The organism is Variovorax sp. YR752 (assembly GCF_943372545.1).
The window spans coordinates 1-19,715 of sequence record NZ_CALRZC010000163.1 but is presented as its reverse complement, the minus strand read 5'-3'; the positions used below and the strand labels follow the sequence as shown (position 1 = coordinate 19,715).

General features: G+C 70.5%; 16 protein-coding genes. 10 read left to right on the top strand and 6 right to left on the bottom strand.

The genetic code is table 11. The features are described 5' to 3' along the window. From AAG801_RS29050 to AAG801_RS29010, 9 genes are all read left to right on the top strand, one after another. Positions 1 to 839: LysR family transcriptional regulator (locus tag AAG801_RS29050; RefSeq protein ID WP_341891513.1), on the top strand; the 839-nt coding region annotated here is incomplete at its 5' end. 57 nt (positions 840 to 896) lie between these two features. Beyond that, on the top strand, positions 897 to 1,949 hold the full coding sequence (locus AAG801_RS29045; RefSeq protein WP_341891512.1) for an ABC transporter substrate-binding protein: 1,053 nt from the start codon (positions 897 to 899) through the stop codon (positions 1,947 to 1,949). A gap of 168 nt (positions 1,950 to 2,117) precedes the next feature. Beyond that, positions 2,118 to 4,154, top strand: a complete 2,037-nt coding sequence (gene htpG / locus AAG801_RS29040) for a molecular chaperone HtpG (protein WP_341891511.1) — start codon at positions 2,118 to 2,120, stop codon at positions 4,152 to 4,154. Further along, positions 4,151 to 4,702, top strand: coding sequence for a hypothetical protein (locus AAG801_RS29035; protein WP_341891510.1), 552 nt, complete (start codon positions 4,151 to 4,153; stop codon positions 4,700 to 4,702). Before htpG ends, AAG801_RS29035 begins: the two co-directional genes overlap by 4 nt. Before the next feature lie 58 nt (positions 4,703 to 4,760). Then, positions 4,761 to 6,107 carry an SWIM zinc finger family protein gene (locus AAG801_RS29030; RefSeq protein ID WP_341891509.1) on the top strand — a complete coding sequence of 449 codons (1,347 nt, stop codon included), beginning with the start codon at positions 4,761 to 4,763 and terminating at the stop codon, positions 6,105 to 6,107. Further along, a complete protein-coding gene (locus tag AAG801_RS29025; protein ID WP_341891508.1) occupies positions 6,104 to 7,669 on the top strand; it encodes a DUF5691 domain-containing protein in 1,566 nt (521 codons plus the stop codon). Before AAG801_RS29030 ends, AAG801_RS29025 begins: the two co-directional genes overlap by 4 nt. Beyond that, on the top strand, positions 7,666 to 8,745 hold the full coding sequence (locus tag AAG801_RS29020) for an AAA family ATPase (RefSeq protein ID WP_153281723.1): 1,080 nt from the start codon (positions 7,666 to 7,668) through the stop codon (positions 8,743 to 8,745). Before AAG801_RS29025 ends, AAG801_RS29020 begins: the two co-directional genes overlap by 4 nt. Before the next feature lie 13 nt (positions 8,746 to 8,758). Further along, positions 8,759 to 11,107: a DUF5682 family protein gene (locus AAG801_RS29015; RefSeq protein WP_341891507.1), complete on the top strand. Its 2,349-nt coding sequence runs from the start codon at positions 8,759 to 8,761 to the stop codon at positions 11,105 to 11,107. Next, complete coding sequence (locus tag AAG801_RS29010; RefSeq protein WP_101491386.1) at positions 11,104 to 12,318, top strand: VWA domain-containing protein; 1,215 nt, start codon at positions 11,104 to 11,106, stop codon at positions 12,316 to 12,318. Before AAG801_RS29015 ends, AAG801_RS29010 begins: the two co-directional genes overlap by 4 nt. A gap of 21 nt (positions 12,319 to 12,339) precedes the next feature. Here AAG801_RS29010 and AAG801_RS29005 read toward each other — a convergent pair whose 3' ends face one another. Genes AAG801_RS29005 through AAG801_RS28985 form a run of 5 tightly spaced genes read right to left on the bottom strand, consistent with a single transcriptional unit; the run spans position 12,340 to position 17,693 of the window. Continuing rightward, the gene (locus tag AAG801_RS29005; protein ID WP_341891506.1) at positions 12,340 to 13,488 is read right to left on the bottom strand and encodes a CoA transferase; all 1,149 of its coding nucleotides are present in this window, start codon (positions 13,486 to 13,488) and stop codon (positions 12,340 to 12,342) included. Beyond that, entirely contained in the window at positions 13,485 to 13,931 is a 447-nt protein-coding gene (locus AAG801_RS29000) for a PaaI family thioesterase (protein WP_341891505.1), read from the bottom strand. The genes AAG801_RS29005 and AAG801_RS29000 overlap by 4 nt, the downstream gene beginning before the upstream one ends. A 16-nt stretch (positions 13,932 to 13,947) precedes the next feature. Then, the gene (locus AAG801_RS28995; protein WP_341891504.1) at positions 13,948 to 14,910 is read right to left on the bottom strand and encodes a tripartite tricarboxylate transporter substrate binding protein; all 963 of its coding nucleotides are present in this window, start codon (positions 14,908 to 14,910) and stop codon (positions 13,948 to 13,950) included. A gap of 38 nt (positions 14,911 to 14,948) precedes the next feature. Then, a complete protein-coding gene (locus tag AAG801_RS28990; protein ID WP_341891503.1) occupies positions 14,949 to 15,947 on the bottom strand; it encodes a tripartite tricarboxylate transporter substrate binding protein in 999 nt (332 codons plus the stop codon). Between the two features lie 33 nt (positions 15,948 to 15,980). Further along, positions 15,981 to 17,693, bottom strand: coding sequence for an acyl-CoA dehydrogenase family protein (locus AAG801_RS28985; RefSeq protein WP_341891502.1), 1,713 nt, complete (start codon positions 17,691 to 17,693; stop codon positions 15,981 to 15,983). Positions 17,694 to 17,783: 90 nt separating this feature from the next. Between AAG801_RS28985 and AAG801_RS28980 the strand changes: the two genes are divergently transcribed. Beyond that, positions 17,784 to 18,680, top strand: coding sequence for a LysR family transcriptional regulator (locus tag AAG801_RS28980; RefSeq protein WP_192193957.1), 897 nt, complete (start codon positions 17,784 to 17,786; stop codon positions 18,678 to 18,680). On the opposite strand, the gene AAG801_RS28975 is transcribed toward AAG801_RS28980, so the two are convergent. Next, a partial coding sequence (locus AAG801_RS28975; RefSeq protein WP_341891501.1) for a serine/threonine protein kinase occupies positions 18,681 to 19,715 on the bottom strand: 1,035 nt, incomplete at its 5' end.

Below are 19,715 nucleotides of genomic sequence, written 5' to 3'. Positions count from 1 at the left end.
CGCAGCGCCTGCACGTCACGCGTTCGGCCGTCGCCAAGAGCATCGCGCGGCTCGAGGCGCGGCTGGACACGCGCCTGTTCCTGCGCACCACGCGCAGCCAGAGCCTCACCGAGGAAGGGCACGGCTACTACGAGCGCTGCCGCCGCGCGCTGGCCGAGCTGGACGCGGCCGAGGCGCTCACCGACGCCGCGCGCCACACGCCCACCGGCCTCGTGCGCCTGAGCATGCCGGCGATGCTCGGGCGGCTCAAGGTCGGGCCGCTGCTGCTGGCCCTGGCGCGCCAGCATCCGCAGTTGTCGCTGGAGCTGGCCTTCAACGACCGGCGCGTCGACCTCGTGGAAGAGGGGCTCGACCTGGCCATCCGCAGCGGCGAACTCGACGACAGCGCGGGGCTCGTGGCGCGGCCGGTCGGCGTGCAGTGGATGCTGCTGTGCGCCGCGCCCGCGTACCTGGCCGAGCGCGGCCATCCGCGTGATTTGCGCGCACTGGTCGCGCCGCACGAGGCCGTGTACTACGCCCGCGACGGGCAGGTCTCGCCCTGGCGCTTTCACGAGGGCGGCGCGGTGGTCGAGGCCGCGCTGCCGTCGCGCCTGCGTTGCGACAGCGCCGAGGTGCTGCTCGAGGCCGCCCTCGGCGGCATGGGCCTGGCGCGGCTGCCGGCCTGGCTGGCGGCCGACGCGCTCGCGGCCGGCACGCTGGTGCGCGTGTTCGACGAGCCGGTGCCTTTTGGCTTTCCGCTGCACGTGATCCGCACGCCGAGCCGCTACCTGCCGCTGAAGACGCGCGTGGTGATCGACTGGTTGGTGGAACACCTGCCGCCGCTGCTGGCGACACGCTGAGCCCATCCACGCAGACGGGCGCTATCCTGCGCTTTCGAACAACGAGGAGACCCGCGCATGCCTTCTTCATCCGCCCCGCGACACACCGTGAGCGCCCTGGCCACCGCCTGCCTGGGCGCGGCGCTCCTGCTCGGGGCGCCGCAGGCCGCCGCGCAAGGCACCGTCAACGCGCTGTGCAGCACCGACGTGGGCTGGTGCGAGGCGGCCGCCACGGCCTTCACGCGCGAGACCGGCATCAAGGTGCAGCAGGCCCACAAGGGCACCGGCGAAATCGGTGCGCAGTTGCGCGCCGAGGCCGCCAACCCCAAGACCGACCTCTGGTGGGGCGGCACCGGTGACCCCTTTTTGCAGGCTGCCGAACAGGGCCTGCTCGAGCCCTACCGCCCGGCCTACATCAACGACCTGCACGACTGGTCGGTGCGCCAGTACGCCATGTCGCAGAACATGGTGGGCGGCTTCTACACGAGCGCCATGGGCTTCGGCTTCAACACCGACCTGCTGAAGAAAAAGAAGCTCGCCGAACCCAAGTGCTGGGCCGACCTCATCAAGCCCGAGTACAAGGGCGAGATCGAAATCTCGCACCCCGCCACCAGCGGCACGGCCTACACCGTCATCGCGGGCCTGGTGCAGCAGATGGGCGAGGAGCCCGCGTTCGACTACCTGAAGAAGCTGCACAAGAACGTCACCAGCTACACGCGCAGCGGCCAGGCGCAGGCGCCCAACGTGGCCAAGGGCGAGGTGGCGATCGGCGTGAGCTTCATCTTCGGCTTCGAGCGCTGGCGGCACGACAAATTTCCGGTGAAGACCGCCGCGCCCTGCGAAGGCACGGGCTTCGAGATCGGCGGCATCGCGCTCGTGAAGGGCGCGCGCAACAAGGAGAACGCCAAGCGCTACTACGACTGGCTCATGAGCCCCGCGGGCCAGTCCATCGGCGCCAAGGCCGGCAGCCTGCAGTCGCCGGCCAACAAGACCTTCAAGCCCGATGCGCGCATTCCGTCGATGGACGGCGTGAGGCTCATCAAGTACGACTTCGAAAAGTACGGCAAGGTGGCCGAGCGCAAGCGGCTCATCGACCGCTGGACGCGCGAGGTTGAATCACAACCCCGTTGAAGCGCGCTGAAAACGCAGCGTGCAACCGACAGCCGTGTGACAAAGTTCGCCCGGCCTTGCACTCGTTGTTTTTTGGCGCGACAACCCCAGTTCATATAGTTGGCAAGGCCGCTGCCCGCTGCGGGCGGCTCGCCTTAGAATTTTTTGGCTTCGATCTCTTTCTTTCCCATGGCTGATTCCTCCAATACCAAACTCCCGTTCCAGGCTGAAGTCGCGCAACTGCTGCACCTCGTCACGCATGCGCTGTACTCCAACAAGGAAATCTTCCTGCGAGAGCTGATCTCGAACGCGTCCGACGCGTGCGACAAGCTGCGCTTCGAGGCGCTCGACCACCCCGAGCTCTACGAAGACCAGCCCGAGCTCGACGTGCGCCTGTCGTTCGACAAGGCCGCGCGCACCCTCACCATCACCGACAAGGGCATCGGCCTGTCGCGCCAGGAAGCCATCGACAACCTCGGCACCATCGCCAAGAGTGGTACCAAAGACTTCATGAGCCGCCTCAGTGGCGACCAGAAGGCCGACGCGCAGCTCATCGGCCAGTTCGGCGTGGGCTTCTATTCGGGCTTCATCGTGGCCGACAAGATCAGCGTCGAGTCGCGCCGCGCGGGCCTGCCCGCCGACCAGGGCGTGCGCTGGGTGAGCGGTGGCGCCGGCGACTTCGAGGTGGCCGACATCACGCGCGCCGAACGCGGCACCCGCATCACGCTGCACCTGCGCGACGACGCCGACGAGTACCTCAACGCCTGGAAGCTCAAGCAGATCGTCGGCAAATATTCCGACCACATCTCCCTGCCCATCCTGATGGAAAAGGAAGAGTGGAAAGAAGGCGAGAACGACCAGCCCGGCGACATGGTGAAGACCGGCGAGTGGGAAACGGTGAACAAGGCCAACGCCCTGTGGAGCCGTCCCAAGAAGGACATCAGCGCAGAGCAGTACGAAGAGTTCTACAAAAGCATCAGCCACGACTTCGAAGCGCCGCTGGCCTGGAGCCACAACCGCGTCGAAGGCAGCACCGAGTACACGCAGCTCTTGTACATCCCGGCCAAGGCCCCGTTCGACCTGTGGAACCGCGACAAGAGCGCGGGCGTCAAGCTGTACGTCAAGCGCGTCTTCATCATGGACGACGCCGAGGCGCTGCTGCCCAACTACCTGCGCTTCGTCAAGGGCGTGATCGACTCGGCCGACCTGCCGCTCAACGTGAGCCGCGAGCTGCTGCAGGAAAGCCGCGACGTGAAGGCCATCCGCGAAGGCAGCACCAAGCGCGTGCTGTCGATGCTCGAAGACCTGGCCAAGAAGCAGAAGACTGCACCCGACAGCGTCGAAGGCAAGATCGACGTGGGCTCGGGCGAATCGGTGCCCGCCCCCGAGCCGACCGAAGGCGTGACCGACGTGGTCGACAAGAACACGCCCACCGCAGCCGAAACGGCCGCCGCAGCCGCCGACGACTCGGGCAAGTTCGCCAAGTTCTACGCCGAGTTCGGCGCGGTGCTGAAAGAAGGCCTGGGCGAGGACATGGGCAACCGCGACCGCATCGCCAAGCTGCTGCGCTTTGCCTCCACCACGAGCGACGTCGCGAGCGTGAGCTTCGCCGACTACAAGGCGCGCATGAAGGACGGCCAGGACGCCATCTACTACATCACGGCCGACAACCTCGCCGCCGCCAAGAACAGCCCGCAGCTCGAAGTCTTCAAGAAGAAGGGCATCGAGGTGCTGCTCATGACCGACCGTGTCGACGAGTGGGCGCTGAACTACCTGAGCGAGTTCGACGGCACGCCGCTGCAAAGCGTGGCCAAGGGCGCGGTCGACCTGGGCAAGCTGCAGGACGAGGCCGAGAAGAAGGCCGCGGAAGAAGCCGCCGAGTCGTTCAAGCCGCTGCTCGAGAAGCTGAAAGAGGCGCTCAAGGACAAGGCCGAAGACGTGCGCGTGACCACGCGCCTGGTCGACTCGCCCGCCTGCCTCGTGGTGGAAGACGGCGGCATGAGCACGCAGCTCGCGCGCATGCTCAAGCAGGCCGGCCAGCCCGCGCCCGACCTCAAGCCCGTGCTCGAAGTCAACGCCGAGCACCCGCTGGTGAAGAAGCTCGAAGGCTCCGCGCACTTCGACGACCTCGCGAACATCCTGTTCGACCAGGCGCTGCTCGCCGAAGGCGGCCTGCCGGCCGACCCCGCCGCCTACGTGAGGCGCGTCAACGCGCTGCTGGTGTGAACGCCCGGCCGCGCATCGTTCGTCGCGCAGCGGCCGCCACCTCGGCGCTGCTGCTGTTGCTTCTGGTGGGCGGCTGTTCGCACTATCACATCGGCATTCCGCTGGTGCCCGGGCTCTCGCTCGGGCTCGGTGCCACGAAGGACGGCAATTTCTCCGTCGGCCTGAACACCGGCTGGGGCCCGCTCGGCGCGGGCGTGGCGCTGCACGACAACGGCGCCGTCACCGGCTCGGCCAGCGTCGGCGTGGGCGTTGGCGTCGGGCCGATCGGCACCGGCGTGGGCGTCGGCAAGAGCGTGGTGCTGCACAACCCGTACGAGACGGCGCCGGCACCCGGACAGGCAACGCCTGCCGTGGTGGTGCCTGCTTCGGCAGCGGCCACCGCGCCTGTCAGCGTCACCAAGGCCGGCGTCACGCGGCCCATGTCGCCGTCGCCACCGATCGCCGCTGCACCCGTGCCGGCGGCACGCGTGTCCTACCGCGCCCCCGCTGCGAAAACAGCGGTCGTGGCCGGCGAAGCAGGCACGCCCGGCAATCCCATCGCGCCCTGATGGTCGCGCCCCTCCCACCCCTGACCGCGCCGCGGCCCGGCGCGAGGCTGCCCTTTCCATGAGTCTCAGTACCGAAGCCGTCCTTGCGCTTGCGCCGGACGACGCCTCCGCGAAGGCCGCCAAAGGCCTGCTCGCGCCCGCCAAGTGGCCCACGCTCGCACATTCCGACGACGCTGTCTGGGGCGAATGCCAGGGCAGCGGCAGCAAGCCCTACCAGACGCAGGTCGACCTGTCGGGGCCGGTGTTCCGCTGCTCCTGCCCGAGCCGCAAGTTCCCCTGCAAGCACGGCCTGGCGCTGATGCTGCTGCGCGCGCAAAGCGAAGCCAGCTTCACCGCCGGCGCGCCGCCGCCGTGGGTGGCCGACTGGCTCGCCTCGCGCCGCGACAAGGCCGAGAAGAAAGAAGCGCGCGCCGCCGAACCGGCCGCCGCGCCCGATCCCGCGGCTGCCGCCAAGCGCGACGCGCAGCGCTGGAAGCGCATCGAGGCCGGCGTGCAGGAGCTTGCGCGCTGGCTCGACGACCAGACCCAGCGCGGCCTGGCCGCACTCGGCAGCGAGCAGGCCGAAGGTTGGGCCGCCATGGCCGCGCGCATGGTCGATGCGCAGGCGCCGGGGCTCGGCCAGCGCATCACGCAGGCGGCCGAGCTGATCGGCGCCGGCGAAGGCTGGCCCGCGCGGCTGCTCGACCGGCTGGGCCGGTTGCAGCTCATCGTCGATGCGGTGCCGCGCCGCGACAGCCTCTCGCCCGCCACGCGCGCCGACCTGCGCGCCGCCCTCGGCTGGCCGCAGGACCGCGAGGCGCTGCTGGCCGACGGCGAGCGCGTGAACGACCACTGGCTCGTGCTGGGCCAGTGCCTCGACGAGCGCGACACCAAACTCGTCGAGCGCCATGTGTGGCTGCAGGGCCGCGCCAGCGGACGGCGCGCGCTGCTGCTCGACTACTCGCACGGTGGGCGCGGCTTCGAGACCGGCTGGGTCAGCGGCAGCGAACGCGCCGCCGTGCTGTGCTTCTATCCCGGCCACGCCTCGCAGCGCGCGGTGGTGGCCGAACTGCCGGCCGAGGCCGCGTCGACCGCAGCGCCTGTCGCGCTTCATGACGAAGCCGGTGAATGGCAACGCATGGCGCAGCAGATCGCGGCCAACCCGTGGCAGCCGCTGCTGCCGCTGGTGTGGGCCGACGCCGTGCCCGCGCGGCACGGCGACCAGTGGTGGCTGCGCCTGGGCGCCGCGTCGCAGGCCCTGCCGATGCAACTGGTCGCGGCCGAGGCCTGGCAGCTGATGGCGCATTCGGGCGGCGCGCCGCTGCGCGTCTTCGGCGAATGGGACGGCGAAAAGTTCGCGCCACTCACCGCGTGGGCGGCTGAGGGTGGAACACCCGTCTGGACCTTGAGCGGAGCCCGTGCATGAGCCACTGGAACACCTTGCTGCAGACCGCGCTCGTCGGCACCGCACGTCAACCTGTGCCGGCCGCCGACGGCATGGCCGGCGATTTCGGCGTGTTGCTTCAGGCGCTGCAACAACCCGCTGACACCGCGCAAGGCGTGCTGCTGCGCGTCGCGGGCGCCGTGGCCGTGGGCCGCCGCGCGGGCTTCGTCGCGCCGGGCTTGCCGGCCGACGACGCACCGCCTGCCGCCAACGATCCCTCTCCCGCGCTCGGCGACCCCGCCTTGCTCGCCGTGATCGCCGATGCACTCGCCAGCGGTCCGCAGCGCCTGCAGCACGAAGTGCTGACTGTGCTCGCCGCTGCCGGCTGGCGCCTGCCGCCCAGCCTGCTGCCCGCCGCACTCGATGCCGGCCGCCGCGACACCGCGCTGCGTCCCGCCGTCGTTCTCGCGCTCGGCGAGCGCGGGCGCTGGCTGGCCGCGCGCAACGACGACTGGCGCTACGCCGTCGGCGCCAGCGCGCAGGCCGACACGCAGACCCGCTGGGACGAAGGCAGCATCGATCAGCGCCGCGCCGTGCTGGCCGAGCAACGCCGCGACGACCCGGCCGGCGCGCGCGAACGCCTCGCCGCCGAACTGCCGCAACTGCCCGCCAAGGAGCGCGCCGTGCTGATCGGCGCGCTGGCCGAGAACCTCGGGCCCGACGACGAAGCCTTGCTCGAAGCCCAGCTGAAAGACCGCGCGCGCGATGTGCGCCAGACCGTGGTCGAGCTGCTGCAGCGCCTGCCTGCCAGCGCGCACGTGCGGCGCGTCGAAGCCTTCCTTGCGCCGTTGCTCTCATCGCAAGGCACGACGTGGCAACTGAACGCCCCCGAAGCCGCCGACCCGCGCTGGAAGGACGACGCCATTGACGCCACGCGCCCCACGCACGACAGCCTCGGCGAGCGTGCGTGGTGGCTCTACCAACTCGTGCGCCAGATGCCGCTCGCGTGGTGGACCGCGCGCACCGGCCTGACGCCGGCCGCGCTGCTCGACTGGGCCGCAACCGGCGACTGGCACGACGCGCTGCTGCGCGGCTGGAACGAGGCCGTGCTGGCCGCGCCCGATTTCGACTGGTGCGACGCGCTGCTCGACCGCCCGCGCGGCCACCGCGGCGGCGTGGGCCCGTTGCTGGCGCTGCTGCCGCGCGAACGCCGCGAGCGCCCCTGGGCGACGCACCTCGGCGATGCCGGGCAGGGCGTGCAGGACGTCGTCGCGTTTGCCGACCAGGCCTGCACGCCCGGCGACACGCCCTCGGCCGCGCTGTCGCTGCACATCGCGCAGGCGCTGCGCACGCGCGTCGAGCGCGGCGACCTCGTCAACGACTACGTGCTGCGCCAGGTGCTCGGCACCGCCGCGGCGTTGCTGCACCTCGATGCGCTGCCGCTGCTGGCCGACCTGCCGCGCGCGGCCGAGGAAAGCCCCGGCCTCGCCAACGCACTGGCCGACACCGCGCGCATCGTGCGTGCGCGCCGGCTGGTCGCCACGCTTCCTTCGTCTTCTTCCTCTTCTTCCTCACTTTCAACCTCTTCCCAAGGCCGTCCATGAGCAATGTCCTGCGCCAGCATGCCGAACAGCAATTCGCCGAAGAACTCGAAGCGCTCCAGAAGGTCGACGACCGCCAGCGCCCGGCCAACTGGAAGCTCTCGCCCTGGGCCGTTCTCACCTACCTGATGGGCGGCAAGCTGGCCAACGGCTTCGAGGTCAGCCCCAAGTACATCGGCAGTTCGCGCCTGATGGAAATCGCCGTGTCCACGCTCGCCACCGACCGCGCGCTGCTGCTGTACGGCGTGCCGGGCACCGCCAAGTCGTGGGTGTCGGAGCACCTGGCCGCCGCCGTGAGTGGCGACTCGACGATGCTGATCCAGGGCACCGCCGGCACCAGCGAAGAACAGCTGCGCTACGGCTGGAACTACGCCGAGCTGCTGGCCCATGGCCCGTCCGAAAAAGCGCTGGTGCCGAGCCCGCTCGTGAATGCCATGCGCCTGGGCAAGATCGCGCGCGTCGAAGAACTCACGCGCATCCCGGCCGACGTACAAGACTCGCTGATCACCGTGCTCTCGGAAAAGACGCTGCCCGTGCCGGAGCTCGGCACCGAAGTGCAGGCCACGCGCGGTTTCTCGGTGATTGCCACCGCCAACAACCGCGACAAGGGCGTGAACGAACTGTCGAGCGCGCTCAAGCGCCGCTTCAACACCGTGGTGCTACCGGTGCCGTCGAGCGAAGCCGAAGAAGTGCAGATCGTCGTCAAGCGCGTGTCCGAGCTGGGCCGTGCGCTCGCGCTGCCGGCCGAGCCGCCCGCGCTCCAGGAAGTGCGCCGCGTGGTGCAGATCTTCCGCGAGCTGCGCAACGGCCAGACCGAAGACGGCAAGACGCGCATCAAGTCGCCCACCTCGACGCTCTCGACCGCCGAGGCCATCTCGGTCATCAACAGCGGCATGGCGCTGGCCGGGCATTTCGGCGACGGCGTGCTGCGCTCGGCCGACGTGGCCTCGGGCCTGATCGGCGCCGTCATCAAGGACCCGGTGCAGGACCAGGTGGTGTGGAAGGAATACCTCGAGACCGTCGTCAAGGAACGGGCCGACTGGAAGGACCTCTACCGCGCCTGCCGCGAACAACTCTGACGCGGGCCGGCGCATGAGCACGAGCGCGGCGCCTTCGCCGCTGCACTACTTCGGCATCCGCCACCACGGCCCCGGCTGTGCACGCAGCCTGCTGCGCGCCTTCGAGTCGCTGCAGCCCGACTGCATCCTCGTCGAGGGCCCGCCCGAGGCCGAGCCGCTGCTGTCCTTTCTCGCGCATGCCGACCTGCAACCGCCGGTCGCGGTGCTGATCCACGCGAGCGAAGACACCGGCCTGGCCGCGTTCTATCCCTTCGCCACCTTCTCGCCCGAATGGCAGGCGCTGCAATGGGGCGCCGCGCGCGGCGTGCCCACGCGCTTCATCGATCTGCCGCAGGCGCACCGCATGGCGATCGAGCAGGCTGCGCGCGCGGCCGACGAAGCCAAGGCGGAAGCAACGGAAGACACACCGCTCGGCGATGACGAGACCGACACGGTGCCGGTCGTCGAAACGGTCGAAGCACCCGAACAGGAACAAGCCGCGCACACGTTGCCCGACGACCCCTTCGACTGGCTCGCCCATGCCGCCGGCTATGCCGACGGCGAGAGCTGGTGGAACCACATGGTCGAGGAGCGCGGCGACGGCGAAGACCTCTTCGGCGCCATCGCCGAGGCCATGACGGCCGTGCGCGCCGAAACGCCCGAAGACCGGCGCGGCGTGCGCGCGATGGAACGCGAGCAGCGGCGCGAAGCCTTCATGCGGCAATCGATCCGCGAGGCCGTGAAGGCCGGCCACCAGCGCATCGCCGTCGTCTGCGGTGCCTGGCACGTGCCCGCGCTGCAGGGCGCGGCCACCGCCAAGGCCGATGCGGCGCTGCTCAAGGGCCTGCCCAAGCTCAAGGTGCTCGCGACCTGGGTGCCGTGGACCTATCGCCACCTCACGAGTGCCAGCGGCTACGGCGCAGGCATCGATTCGCCGGGCTGGTACGAGCACCTGTGGCAGCAGGGGCACGAGGTGGCGGGCCGCAGCACCGGCTGGCTCGCACGCGTCGCGCGCTTGCTGCGCGAGCACGACCTCGACTGCTCCTCCGCCCACCTGATCGAAGCCACGCGCCTGGCCGACACGCTGGCCGCATTGCGCGAGCGCCCCGCGCCCGGCCTGCCCGAGCTCGACGAGGCCGTGCGCAGCGTGATCTGCATGGGCGAGCAGGCGCCGCTCACGCTCATCCGCGAACGCCTCACGGTCGGCGACCGCATGGGCCAGGTGCCGGCCGACGTGCCCACCGTGCCGCTGCAGCGCGACCTCGAACAGGCGCAGAAGAGCCTGCGCCTCAAGCCCGAAGCCACCGCGAAGACGCTCGACCTCGACCTGCGCCAGCCCAACGACCTGGCACGCAGCCACCTGCTGCACCGCCTGCGGCTGCTCGACCTGCCGTGGGGCGAGGTCACGGCCGGCCAGCGCGCGAGCCGCGGCACCTTCCACGAGGTGTGGCAGCTGCAGTGGCAGCCCGAGTTCGCGCTGCGCGTCATCGAGGCCAGCCGCTTCGGCGCCACCGTGGCGCATGCCGCCAGCGCGCGCGTGATGGAAGGGCTCGCGGCCGAGACCTCGCTCACCGTGCTCGCAGAGCAGGTCGACACCGTGCTGCTGGCCGACCTGCCCGTGGCCGTGCAGGCCGTGACGCGCGCGCTCGAAGACCGCGCCGCGCTCACCGGCGACGCCGTGCAGCTCATCGGCGCCGTGCCGCCGCTGGCCAACGTGTTCCGCTACGGCAGCGTGCGCCAGACCGACAGCGCGCTGCTCTCGCACGTGCTCGACAGCCTCATCGTGCGCGGCGCCATCGGCCTGCCGATTGCGTGCGGCGCGCTCGACGCCGAAGCCGCCGAGTCGCTGCGCATCCGCCTCATCGGCGCGCACGACGCGGTGCGCCTGCGCGACGGCGAAGAAACGACCACCGCCTGGCGCCACGCATTGCGCGCCATCGCCTTCGGCGAAACCGGTGCGCCGCTGCTGCGCGGCGTGAGCTGCCGGCTGCTGCTCGACGATGCGCAGATCGACAGCGACGGCGCTTCGCAGCAGCTGGCGCGCAACCTCTCGGCCGGCGCGCCGCCGACCGATGCGGCGGCATGGCTCGAAGGCTTTCTCAACCGCAACGCGATGGTGCTGCTGCACGACGATGCCGTGTGGTCGCTGGTCGACGGCTGGCTCGCGGGGCTCGGCGAAGAGCACTTCGTGCAGGTGCTGCCGCTGGTGCGGCGCAGCTTCGCGGACTTCTCGGGCGCCGACCGGCGCGCGCTCGGCGAGCGCGCGAAACGCGGCGCGGTCGGCGGCACTTTGCCGTCGGCGGTGGCCGCCACCGACTGGGACGAATCACGCGCGGTGCTCGCGCTGCCGCTGCTGCGGGAACTGCTGGGAGTGAAGGCATGAGCGCGAATCCAACCCCCATCGACGACGAAGAACAAACCCTGCCGCCCACCGACCGCCTGCAACGCTGGCGCCTCGTGCTCGGCAGCGAAGCGAACGCGAGCTGCGGTGCCATCGAAGGCCGCGTGCGCGAGATCGACCAGGCGCTGGCCGCGCTCTACGAAGCCGACGGCCGGCGCGGCCTCGGCCAGGGCGGGCAGCGCGGCGGTCGGGGCGATTCGGCGCCCAGCGTGGCGCGCTGGCTCGGCGACATCCGCAAGTACTTTCCGAGCCAGGTGGTGCAGGTGATGCAGCGCGACGCGATGGAGCGGCTCAACCTGCGCCAGATGCTGCTGCAGCCCGAGATGCTCGAAAACGCGCAGCCCGACGTGCATCTGGTGGCCAACCTCGTGGCGCTGGCGAGCGTGATCCCGGCCGGCACCAAGGACACGGCGCGTGCCGTGGTGCGCAAGGTGGTCGACGAGCTCATGAAGAAGCTCGAGGAGCCGATGCGCAGTGCCGTGAGCGGCGCGCTCAATCGCAGCCAGCGCAACCGCCGCCCGCGCCATTCGGAGATCGACTGGCACCGCACCATCCGCGCCAACCTGCGCCACTGGCAGCCCGAGTACCGCACCGTGGTGCCGCAGACGCTGATCGGCTACGGCCGCAAGGCGCGCCAGCCGCAGCGCGAAGTGATTTTGTGCATCGACCAGAGTGGATCGATGGCCGCGTCGGTGGTCTATTCGAGCATCTTCGGCGCGGTGATGGCGAGCCTGCCGGCGGTGTCGACCAAGCTGGTGGTGTTCGACACCGCCGTGGTCGACATGACCGAGCAGCTGCAAGACCCGGTCGACCTGCTGTTCGGCGTGCAGCTGGGCGGCGGCACCGACATCAACGGCGCCGTGGGCTACTGCCAGACGCTGGTGCGCGAGCCGCGCAACACCATCCTGATTTTGATCTCCGACCTGTACGAAGGCGGCGTGGAAGACGGCCTGCTGCGCCGCGCCCACCAGCTGGTGGAGGCCGGTGTGCAGTTCATCGCGCTGCTGGCGCTCAGCGACGAGGGCGCGCCTTCATACGACCGCGACCTGGCCGCCAAGCTCGCGGCGCTGGGCGTGCCCTCGTTCGCGTGCACGCCCGATGCGTTCCCTGGCCTCATGGCCGCGGCCATCAAGCGCGAGGACGTGTCGACCTGGGCCGCCGGGCAGGGCCTGAAGACCAGCCGCGCAGCCTGACGCGAGAGACGATGGCGGCGCTCAGCGCGCCGCGTCGTCGTCGGTCGGAAGGAAGGTCTCGCCCGGCGTCAGTGGCGCATGGCGGTAGCTGGCCGGCGTGCGGCTGAGCTTCACCGGCGCGCCGATGCCGCGGTAGCCGCCTTCCATCTCCACCACCATCTCGCGGTGCAGCGTGTGCGGGTGCTGCAGCGCCGCCGCCACGGGCAGCACGGGCGCGGCGGGCACGCCGGCGGCCATCAGCTGGTCGACCAGCGTGCGGCCGTCGAAAGCGGCGAGCGCGGCTTCGAGCTGCTGCTTGAGGCCGTCGCGGTTCACCGAGCGCGCGCCGGCGGTGCGGTACAGCGGGTCGTCGGACAGCGCAGGCAGGCCGATGCAGCGGCAGAAGCTCGCGAACTGGCGGTCGTTGCCCACGGCCACGAAGATCGGGTCGGTGCCCGTGGCCAGTGCGTCGTAGGGATAGATGTTCGGGTGCGCGTTGCCGGTGCGGCGCGGCGCGGTGCCGTCCATGAACCAGTTGGCCGCGTGCGGGTGCAGCAGCGAGAGGCCGCTGTCGTACAGCGCCGCTTCGACGAACTGTCCGCGTCCGCTGCGGTGGCGCTCTTGCAGCGCGAGCAGCACGCCGATGACGGCGTTGAGCCCGGTCACCATGTCGACCACCGGCAGGCCCACGCGCAACGGGCCGCCGTCGGCTTCGCCGTTGATGCTCATGATGCCGGTCATGGCCTGCACGGCGGCGTCGTAGCCCGGCAGCGCGCCCAGCGGGCCGTCGGCGCCGAAGCCCGACACGCGGCACCACACGAGACGCGGAAAGCGCTGCGACAGCGTTTCGTAGCCGATGCCCCAGCGTTCCATCGTGCCGGTCTTGAAGTTCTCGATCAGCACGTCGGCCTCGGCCACGAGCGCGAGCAGCGCCTCGCGGCCTTCCTCGGTCGAGAAGTCCAGGTGCTGCACGCGCTTGTTGCGGTTCAGCCCGTGGTAGTACGACGCCACGCCCTCCTTGAAGGGCGGGCCCCAGGTGCGCGTGTCGTCGCCTTGCGGTGGCTCGACCTTGAGCACGTCGGCGCCGTGGTCGCCGAGGATCTGGCCGCAGTACGGGCCGCCGAGGATGCGCGAGATGTCGAGCACGCGGATGCCCGCGAGGGCGCCGGTCGAAGTGGGAGCGGTGGTCATGGGGTGGACTCGGAAGAGGGTGAAGCGGTGCGCGGCACCAGCTTGAAGGTGCCGGTGGCCATGGCGAGCAGTTCGCCGTCGGCGTTGCGCGCTTCGCCGCGCGCAAAGCACATCGCGCGGCCGCGCCGCTCGCACACGGCGGTGGCGATCACGTCGCCGGCACACGGCGCGGTGTAGTGCACCGTGATGTCGACGGTGACCACGCCGAAGGCCGTGGGCGCGTGCGAGCGCACGGCGCTGGCGAGCGTGCAATCGAACAGCACGGCGATCGCGCCGCCGTGCACGTCGCCGCGGCTGTTGGCGTGGTCGGCGTTGTAGGGCATGCGCACGCGTGCGCGCTCGTCGCCGATGGCCTCGCCGCGCAGCGCGAAGCTGCGCGCCATCGGCATGGGCAGGCCGAACAGCAGGCCCGGTGCTTCGTTGACGAAAGCGGTGTCCGACATGGTGTGCGTGCGGGGGTCAGTCGAGCAGGCCGCGCTGGCGCAGGCGCGCCACGCGCTCCTTCTCGCGCGCGGTCGTGGCCAGCGCGTAGCGGCGGTACTGCTCGGGGTCCATCGCGTTGGCTTGCTGGTTCAGCTGCTCCAGCACGCGCAGGCCAGCGGGCGACGACAGCGCCTTGCGGAAGGCGTCGTGCACGGTCTTCACACGGGCCGGGTCCATGCCGGCCGGGCCGGCGATGCCGTAGGGCGAATCGATGACCGCGTCCACGCCCAGTTCGCGCAGCGTGGGCACCTGCGGGTAGCGCTTCACGCGCTGCGGCGTGAGCATCACGAGGTAGCGCATCTTGCCGGCGTCGATGTGCGGCACGGCCACGCCCGAGAGCGGCGCGGCGTCGATGTGGCCGCCGAGGATGGCGTTGGTCACTTCGGCGTCGCCCTTGAACGGCACCATGTTGAGCTGGATCTTCGCCATCTCGGCTGCTTCGTCCATCACGATGCGCGGCGTGCCGACTGCACCGGTGGCGCCCACATTGAGCTTGCCCGGGCGGCGCGCGGCATCGGCCGCGAAGTCCTGCCAGGTCTTCCATGGCGCGTCGGCCTTCACGGCGAGGCCGAAGGTGTAGTCGGACAGCATCACCACGTACGAGAAGCTGCGCGCCGGATCGAAGGCCACCTTGTTGATGAAGGGCTCGCGGTACACCGAGGCCGGCAGCACGGCCAGCGTGTAGCCGTTGGGCGCGGCGCGCACCAGCGCGGCGGCGCCGTTGGTGCCGCTCGCACCGGGGCGGTTGTCGAGCACCACGGGCTGGCCGAGGGCCTTGCCGGCCTCGTCGGCGACGGCGCGCAGGTGCTGGTCGGTGGGCCCGCCCGCGGCGTACGGAACGATCAGCGTGACGGGGCGTTGCGGGTAGGTCTCTGCGGTGGCGATGCTGGCGGTGGTCAGCAGCGCAGCCACGGCAATCGTGCGTGAAAGCAGTCTCATTTTTGGTGTGTCTCCTCGTGGGTGGTCAGGGCTTCAGCTCAGTCGAGCTGCGCACCCGACTTCTTCACCACGTCCTTCCACTTGGCCGTTTCGCTGGCGATGAACTGCGCCAGCTTCTGCGGCGAGGTGTCGGTCGATGCTTCGAGGCCTTGCCCGGCGAACATCTGCTTCACCTTCGGCGAGTTGAGCACTTCGGCGAACGCGTGGTTGAGCTTGGCCACGCGGTCGGGCGGCGTGCCGGCCGGCGCGACGATGCCGAAGAACACGCTCACGTCGTAGCCCTTGTTGCCTTGCTCGGCAATCGTCGGCACGTCGGGCAGCGCCTGCGAGCGCGCGGCCGTGGCCACGCCGAGCGCGCGCAGCTTGCCGGTCTTGACGTAGGGCAGTGCGGTGAGGATGTCGGTGAAGGTCATGCTGACCTGGTTGCCCAGCAGGTCGTTGAGTGCCGGGCCCGTGCCCTTGTAGGGCACGTGCAGCAGGTCGGTGCCGGCCACCGAGTTGAACAGCACGCCGGCCAGGTGCGACGACGCGCCGTTGCCCGACGAGGCATAGCTCAGCTTGCCCGGGTTGGCCTTGGCATACGCGACCAGCTCGGGCACGTTCTTCACGGGCAGCGCCGGGTTCACCACCAGGATGTTCGGCAGGTAGCCGACCTGGATCACGGGCGCGAAGCTCTTGGTCGGGTCGTAGCTGATCTTGCGGTACAGGCTGACGTTGATGGCCAGCGGGCCCGAGGTGCCGAACAGCAGCGTGTGGCCGTCGGCCTCGGCGCGCGCGACGTAGTCGGCACCGATGTTGCCGCCCGCGCCCGCGCGGTTCTCCACGATCATGGGCTGGCCGAGCTTGTCGCGCAGCTCGGCGGCGAGCGTGCGCGCCATCGCATCGGTCGGGCCGCCGGGCGGGAAGGGCACGACCAGCGTCATCGGCTTGGATGGGAACGCACCGGGTTGCGCGTGCGCAGCGGGCGTGGCCGCGAGCAGCAGGGCGGCGCAGGCGGTGGCCGCCGCGCTGAGGAAGTGGCTGAGTGAATGTCGCATGGGTTCTTGTCTCCGTTGTTCTCGAAAAAGGGCTCAGGCGGGCGTCCGCACCAGCGCGGCGTGCCAGTCGGCGGGCAGCGCATCGGGCGCCAGCGGGTCGCGCGGCAGCACGCGGTGCAATAGCACCAGCTGCGCCCAGCGCAGGCGCGCGGCGGACCCGCCGGCCGAGGCCTCCCAGGCCATCGCAGCAGCGCTGGTGCAGTGGTACAGCGCCGATGCGGCCTGGCGCGCGAGCACGTCGCCGCCTTCGCGCGCAGCGGTCTCGGCCAGGGCGCAGGCGCGCGCCATCGTGTCGCGCAGCGCGGTGGCAAAGGCCGGCGTGAGTTCGGTGGCATCGCCGATGAGTTTGTCGACGTGCGCGCGCAGCACGGGCAGCGAGCCTTCGCGCTTCACGGCGCGGATCACGTCGAGTGCGACGATGTTGCTGGTGCCTTCCCAGATCGAGCCCAGGTGCGCGTCGCGCACGAGGCGCGGGTCGCTCCACTCTTCGATGTAGCCGCAGCCGCCGCGCACTTCCATCGCATCGCCCGTGACCTGGCGCGCGTCGCGGCAGGCGCGGAACTTGATGAGCGGCGTGAGGATGCGCAGCAGCGCATACGCATCGGGCTCGCCGGCGTCCGAGCGCGCGAGGGCCTGCGCGGTCTGGCAGACCATGGTGCGGGCCTGCTCGGACGGCACGCGCAGCTTGTCGAGCTGGCGCTGCATCAGCGGCATCTGTTCGAGCGCGCGGCCGAAGGCGCGGCGTTCGGAGGCGATGTACTCGGCCTCGGCCACCGCGCGGCGCATCAGGCCGGCGGAACGCACGCCGTTCGACAGGCGCGAGTTGTTGACCATGTCGGCCATCTGCTGGAAGCCGCGGCCTTCCTCGCCCACGAGGTAGGCCACCGCGCCTTCGAGGCGGATCTCGCCGCTGGCCATCGAGCGCGTGCCCAGCTTGTCCTTGAGGCGAATGATGCGGTAGTGGTTGAGGCTGCCGTCGTCGAGTTCGCGCGGCAGCAGGAACAGCGACACGCCCTTCATGCCCGCGGGCGCGTCGTCGGCGCGCGCCAGCACCATCGCAAAGCCGGCGTCGGGGTTGGAGCAGAACCACTTGTCGCCGGCCAGGCGCCAGCTGCCGTCGGCCTGGCGCTGCGCGGTGGTGGCGGTGGCGGCGATGTCGGAGCCGGCGGCCTGCTCGGTCATGAACATCGCGCCCTGCGCGAGCTCATCGAAGTCGAGCGAGGTCAGGCGCGGCAGGTACTTGGCGACCAGCTCGGGCGTGCCGAACTTCTTCAGCGTGCGCGTGAGCGAGTCGGTCATCGAGACCGGGCAGCACAGGCCGAACTCGGCCTGCACGAAGAGGTAGGTCAGCACGTACTTGACCAGCGGCGGCATCTTGCCTTGCCAGCCCAGCGTCTCGTCGCGGTGCGAGATGGCGGCCAGGCCGAATTCGCTGAGCGCCAGGCGCTCCATCTCGACATAGGCCGGGTGCTTGATGACCTTCTGCTCGTCGACGCCGGTGCGCGTGCGCTGCTTCAGCGTGGGCGGGTTGCGGTCGGCGGTGCCGGCCAGGTCGTCGAGCAGGCCGCCTGCCAGGCCGCCCAGGCGCTCGAAGTGCGGGCGCATGTGCGTGCGCAGGGCCTCGGGCAGGTACAGCGCGAGCAGCGTGTGCAGCTCGGTGTCGGTGGTGAAGAGGTTCTGGCCGTGGCGATCGGGGATCGGGTGCGCGGTGGGGTGCGCGGCGGCTGTGGCTGCGGATGTAGGCATGCGGGCGTCTCCTGGTTCGCCGCATTGTTGAGTTGGCAACGATCCGTGTCTAATATTGATTTGGTCTTGTACGATTTGATTTAACTATTCATGGAACTGCGGCACCTGCGCTACTTCTCCGTGCTCGCCGAAGAGCTGCACTTCGGGCGTGCCGCGCGGCGGCTGGCCATTTCGCAGCCGCCGCTGTCGGTGGCGATCCGCCAGCTCGAAGACTCGGTGGGCGCGCGCCTGTTCGAGCGCAACAGCAAGGAGGTGCGGCTCACGCCCGCGGGCGAGGCGCTGCGCGTGTCGGCGCGGCGCGTGCTCTTGCAGGCCGAAGAGGCCGCCATGGAAGCGCGCGACGTGGCCACCGGCTCGGCGGGCCGGCTGCGCATCGGTTTCGTCGGCGCCATGCTCTACCGCGGCCTGCCGCCGGCGCTGCGCGCGTTCCAGGCGCGGCATCCGGCGGTGCGCATCACGCTGAGCGAACTCAACTCCGGCGTGCAGATCGCCGAGTTGCTGCACGACCGGCTCGACCTGGGCTTCGTTCACACCAGCCGCATGCCGGCCGAGCTGCAGCACCGGCTGCTGCTGTCGGAGCCCTTCGTGGCCTGCCTGCCCGCGGGCCATGCACTGGCGCGCAAGCGCGTGCTGGCGCCGGCCGACCTGCGCGCGCAGCCCTTCGTGCTGTTCTCGCGCGAGGCGTCACCCGATTACCACGAGCGCATTTTGTCGATCTGCGCCGACGCGGGCTTTTCGCCCGAGGTGCGCCACGAGGTGCGGCACTGGCTGGCCGTGGTGTCGCTGGTGTCGCAGGGCATGGGCGTGGCGCTGGTGCCGCAGGCGATGCGGCACTCGGCGCTGCGCGGCGCGGTGTTCCGCCCGCTCGACCGCGCGGTGGCGCAGTCGGAGGCTTACGGTGTGTGGCGCACCGGGCCGGTCAATGTGCTGGTCGAGCGGCTGCTCGAAGGCGTGGCGCAGAGCCTTGCCGCGAACGCCGCCGAGTGATCACGCGTACAGCGGCTCTTCCGCCATCTGCTCGCACTGGTCTTCCAGCACGAGGATCTGGCCCTTCCAGTAGTCGCTGGAGCCGAACCACGGAAAGTTGATCGGGAAGATCGGGTCTTCCCAGCGGCGCGCCAGCCAGGCGCTGTAGTGGATGAGCCGCAGCGTGCGCAGTGGCTCGATGAGTGCCAGCTCGCGGCGGTCGAATTCGCGGAACTGCTCATAGCCGTCGAGCAGGCCCGACAGCTGCGCCGTGCGCTGCGCGCGGTCGCCCGACAGCAGCATCCACAGGTCTTGCACCGCGAAGCCCGTGCGCGCGTCGTCCAGGTCGACGAAGTGCGGGCCGCCGCCGGGGCGGTCGGTGGGCGTCCACAGGATGTTGCCGGGGTGCACGTCGCCGTGCAGGCGCAGCTTGCGGGGCTTGAAGTCGGAGGCCGGCGGCTGCAGCGCCAGGGCGGTTGCGCGGACCATGTCCAGCGCCTCGTTGCAGGTCTTTTCCCATTCGCGCTGCATGTCGAGCGGGATCTTGTCGTTTTCCAGCAGCCAGTCGCGCGAGTCCAGGCCGAAGGTCTGCAGGTCGAGCGCGGGGCGGGCCTCGAAAGGCTTGGCGCTGCCCACGGTGTGGATGCGCGCCAGGAAGCGGCCGACCCATTCGAGCACCTCGAAGTTGTCGAGCTCGGGCGCGCGGCCGCCGCGGTAGGGGCTCACGCTGAAGGCAAAGCCGGCGTGGTGGTGCAGCGTCTTGCCGTCGAAGACCAGCGGGGGCACGGCCGGCACTTCGCCGGCGGCCAGTTCGAGCGAGAAGGCGTGTTCTTCGAGGATCTCGGCCTCGCTCCAGCGGCCGGGGCGGTAGAACTTGAGCACCACCGCAGGATGCGGATTCGGGTCTTCCAGGAACACCTGGTAGACCCGGTTTTCATAGGAGTTCAGGCCGGTGAGCCGGCCATCGCCGTGCAGGCCGAGTGTCGCGAGCGCGTCGAGCACCACGTCAGGCGTGAGGCTCTCGTAAGGATGTGTGTTCGCGGGCGCGACAGAAGA